This window comes from Caldisericota bacterium, assembly GCA_034717215.1.
Lineage (GTDB): Bacteria > Caldisericota > Caldisericia > Caldisericales > Caldisericaceae > UBA646.
In genome coordinates this window covers 1-4,325 of record JAYELD010000163.1, presented here as the reverse complement: position 1 = coordinate 4,325, position 4,325 = coordinate 1, and the positions used below count along the sequence as shown (strand labels likewise).

At 44.8% G+C, this 4,325-nt stretch carries 3 protein-coding genes; all 3 read left to right on the top strand.

All coding sequences use genetic code 11. From position 1 onward, the window contains the following. The first annotated feature begins 164 nt into the window (after window positions 1–164). The 3 genes from U9Q18_06785 to U9Q18_06775 all read left to right on the top strand — a co-directional run bounded on the left by U9Q18_06785 (window position 165) and on the right by U9Q18_06775 (window position 4,310). Window positions 165–938 carry a methyltransferase domain-containing protein gene (locus tag U9Q18_06785; GenBank protein MEA3314064.1) on the top strand — a complete coding sequence of 258 codons (774 nt, stop codon included), beginning with the start codon at window positions 165–167 and terminating at the stop codon, window positions 936–938. Window positions 939–950: 12 nt separating this feature from the next. After that, the gene (locus U9Q18_06780; GenBank protein MEA3314063.1) at window positions 951–3,056 is read left to right on the top strand and encodes a TonB-dependent receptor; all 2,106 of its coding nucleotides are present in this window, start codon (window positions 951–953) and stop codon (window positions 3,054–3,056) included. 180 nt (window positions 3,057–3,236) lie between these two features. Beyond that, window positions 3,237–4,310, top strand: a complete 1,074-nt coding sequence (locus U9Q18_06775) for a multiheme c-type cytochrome (GenBank protein MEA3314062.1) — start codon at window positions 3,237–3,239, stop codon at window positions 4,308–4,310. Window positions 4,311–4,325: the final 15 nt, after the last annotated feature.

Below are 4,325 nucleotides of genomic sequence, written 5' to 3'. Positions count from 1 at the left end.
AACCATTAAAAGGCGACGATGAGGTGCTCTCATTAAGGATACACCTTTTGTTTTATAATGAATAAAGAAGGGAAGAGCTATGAAACAGAGAGAGGGTGTTTATCAGCGTTAAAAAGGAGATGAAAATGGCTCAATCCAGCACTGCAAAAGAAATTTTTTCTAAAATGGAATCACCGGATCAATGCAAAATGCAGGGCCACTGGCTTCTGGCCAGAATGGGAAAGCGCGTATTGCGTCCCGGAGGTTTGGAACTGACAAAACAGATGCTGAACCTGCTCGACGTGCAGTCCATAGACCGGGTAGTGGAGTTTGCCCCTGGGCTGGGGATTACAGCCAGGCTGGTTTTGAACAGAAATCCGGCTGAGTATACAGCGATTGAAGCAGATGAGGCTGCCGCCATAAAAACAAGAAATTATCTTTACGGCCCCGGGCAGAAGTGCCTCCTGGGTTCGGCGGAGCATACCGGTCTTTCCGAAGCATCCGCCACCGTTGTCTACGGAGAGGCAATGCTGACCATGTACTCTGACAAGCAAAAGAAAAAAATTATTAGAGAAGCGCACCGTCTGCTTCAGTCCGGCGGACGGTACGGCATTCATGAAATTTGCCTGATCCCTGACAGCCTGGATGAAAAGATTGTTCAGGAAATAAGAAAAGCGCTTTCAAGCGCGATTCACGTGGGAGCCAGTCCTTTAACAATGGCCAAATGGCGTGAGTTCATGGAATCCGAAGGTTTTGTTGTAAAAGAAGCGGTTAAGTCGCCGATGCACCTTCTGGAGCCAAGGCGGCTTGTCCAGGATGAAGGCTTCATGGGAGCCGGTCGTTTTATTTTTAATGTGCTGCGCAGCCCGGAGGCAAAAAAACGGGTGCTTGTTATGAGAAATATTTTCAAAAAATATAAGAGGTACATTTCCGGTTTTATTATGGTTAGCGTTAAATAAGGAGGTTTTGTCATGGAAAGAAAATTGAATTTTGCAGGAATTATTATCGGCATGCTGTTCCTTATGGGTTACCAGACTGCAGTGGCGGCCGAAGAAGAAATTAAACTTGAATCAACGATTGTCACGGCAACCAAGACTGAAAAGGAGATATCCGGCATAACCGCGTCAGTGGATGTTATCACATCCGCTGAAATAAAAATGATGGGGGCCGCCACCCTGAAAGACATAATCGAAAAGGCTCCGGGCCTTACCATGCAGTACGGACGCTTTCCCCACCCAAGCTCCAAATCAAAAAGCGCCATCTCCATCCGCGGCATGGGATGCAATGGAACCTTGATGTTGATTGACGGCAAAAGGCTGGGCGGTGAAAGCGAAAGCCCATACGAGATGGACAGGATCCCGGCGGACATGATTGAGAGAATCGAAATCGTAAAAGGCCCCATGAGCACCCTTTACGGATCAGATGCCCTGGGTGGTGTAATAAATATCATAACTAAAAAGCCGTCCAAAGATAAAGTCCATATCGGCCTGGATTTGAGAGGGGGAATGAATAATTTCGGCGATGGGGAGGATTATAATGCAAGCTTTAACGTGCGAGGCAAAGCAGAAAAGCTTGGATACACTTTTTTTGCCGGCTACAATGAGGCCAACCCTTATGTTGAAAGGGAAACTTACACCTCCAAAGCGTTGAATCCGAAAAACAATCAGCCTATTCCAACTGATGATCAGCATGGCAAAACCGGTGCGATAGATGTGACTTATAGAGATGAAGCAGAGGTTTTAAACACCGGTCTTTCACTGGATTACAATTTTACTGATGCCTTAAATGCTGTTGTTGATTTTAATTATTTTAAGGAAGACAGAGAAGGTTTTTACCTTGGCGCTTCTAAAAAGCCGAGGCCAGGTCAGATGCCGCCGGCCGCCATGATTCTGAATACGCCTGTCAAATCAGTCGATGACAATGAAAGATTCGATTACGGCAGTTCAATCGGATACAAATTTACAGATGTTCTTACAGGCAGATTAAGGGCATACAGATCAGAGTATGAAAAGCGGAACTGCACAACCGCCATAAATTTTACGGCTCCGGTTAACAAGAAATTCAGCGCTGATGTAGATATCACAGGATATGAGGCCGAGACGATCTGGGCTGTCACTAATGAACATCTGCTGGTATCCGGAGCCGAGTATAGAGAAGTATCAAGGGACTCCTGCGCCATCAACCCGGACCCCACAAGTTACGAATTTGTAAACGACACACACCGCTTTAAGGCTCTTTATCTGCAGGATGAGTGGCAGATAACAGATACAATAAACGCCATTTTGGGTATCCGCTATGACGACATATCCTACGCTGATAACGAAATGACCTTTAAGGCCGGTTTGATCAAAAGCATCTTCCCTCTGTTGAGGCTAAGAGTCAATTATGCTGAAGGTTACAGGGCGCCTGACACCGCCGAACTCTATGTGATAGCTCCGAGTCCAGGTGACGTCCCCAGAATAGGTGCTGAAGCCGTTTATGGCCCGAAACAGACTGTTCATACACTGGACCCGGAATCTCTTAAAAGCTATGAACTGGGAATTGGCGGAGAGAACAATCGGTTCAGCTATTCAATCGCCCTTTTTTTCAACGATGCTGAAGATAAAATTGAACTGGAAAGGATCGATGCAGACCAGGACGGCGTTGACGACTACCAGACATACGTTAATAAAACGGACGTCGAAACTAAGGGTGTGGAAATCGAGGCCGGATACAACTTTGGATACGGAATATCCGCAAATTTTGGCTGGCTGGAGCTTGATACCGAAGACAAAGAAACCGGAAAAGATCTTCTTTTCAACCCGGAAAGAACCCTTTCCCTTGGCCTTGATTACAAAGTAACCGATGGTTTATCCTTTTCAGTGTTTACAAGACATATCGGCAGGCAGTATAAAACGGGAACTGAAAAGGCGGATTCTTTCACCATCGTTGATGTCTCTTTTTCAAAAAAGCTTGGAACCGGAAATAATTATGAATTATATGGCGGTGTCAACAATATATTTGATGAAGACGTGGACAAGACGCTCGGCTCAAATGTTGGGCCCTTTTTCTTTGCCGGAATAAGAATCAATTACTAATACCTAAATTGAGCGATTTTTTACTCGATCTGCGCCGATCTCTTGCGCATAAAGGCTTCGCAAAAATCCTCGACATATCCACGGGTATGCCTGTGGTTTTTGCAAACCCTTATGCATCAAGATCTCAGCACATATCTTCGCAAAAAATCGCTCAACTTAGGTAATATAAGGAAAAACACCATGAATCTGAAAGTAACAAGTTTTTTGACACTGTTAATAATACTGTTTCCCTTGACCCTTTATTCTAAGCAGGACTCCTGCATTGACTGTCATGAAAAGCAGCAGCCAGGGCTTGTTGCAGACTGGAAAAAATCAAAGATGGCAATTAAGGGGCTTGATTGCAGCTCCTGCCATGGCAATAAGCATAAAACCCAGGATGATTACTTAAAAGCCCGGATGCCTGCCATTTCGACTTGCGAAAAGTGTCATCTCCAGCAAGCCGTTCAATTCAAAAAAGGGAAGCACGCTTTGGCTGAAATCGCACTAAAAATACCTCCCATGGGGCACAAAGTTAAAAAAAATGCTCCGATAGTTTTTGAAACATCATGTGCTGTTTGCCATTTGGAAACAGGAAAAGATGGAGGTCAGTGTGATGCTTGTCATGGCGGGCATCGTTTTTCCGCACAGGAAGCAAAAAAGCCGGAAGCCTGTCTTCCCTGCCATATTGGAAACCATCCTTCTTATGAGGCTTATTACCATTCTAAACACGGCGCTCTTTATAAGATGAGAGGTCTGGATTCCGGAGCCCCAACCTGCAGTACCTGCCATATGAATGACGGCGACCACAAGTTAATGACGAGTTGGGGATTTTTCGGCATCAGACCTGGGGAAAAAGATAAGGAGCATGCCAAATATCAGAAGCCGGTAATCAGGGCATTGAAAACGCTGGGACCGATTCTGGCGCCCGAGAGTACCAGAAATTCATTTGAAGAATGGAGTAAGTTAAGAGTGGATATGATAAAAATTTGCAGTAATTGTCATTCCACTTCTTTTGCAAAAAAACAGCTTGCCGCCGGAGACGAGGTGGTAAAGGAGGCAAATAAAATTGCCGCTAAAGCTATCCTGGCTGCGGAAAAACTCCGTTCCAAAAAAATCTTAAGCAAGGAGGAGTACTTCTGGTTCTTGAGGAAGGAAATTCATGCGCAAAGGATGTCAATGTATATTCATGCATTTCATCAAAACCCCGAAGATGTTCTCCTGAATTTCATTCACTTGAAGGGAGTAAGCAGGGATATCAAAAAATTATTGAATTAAACAATGTGTTTTTGC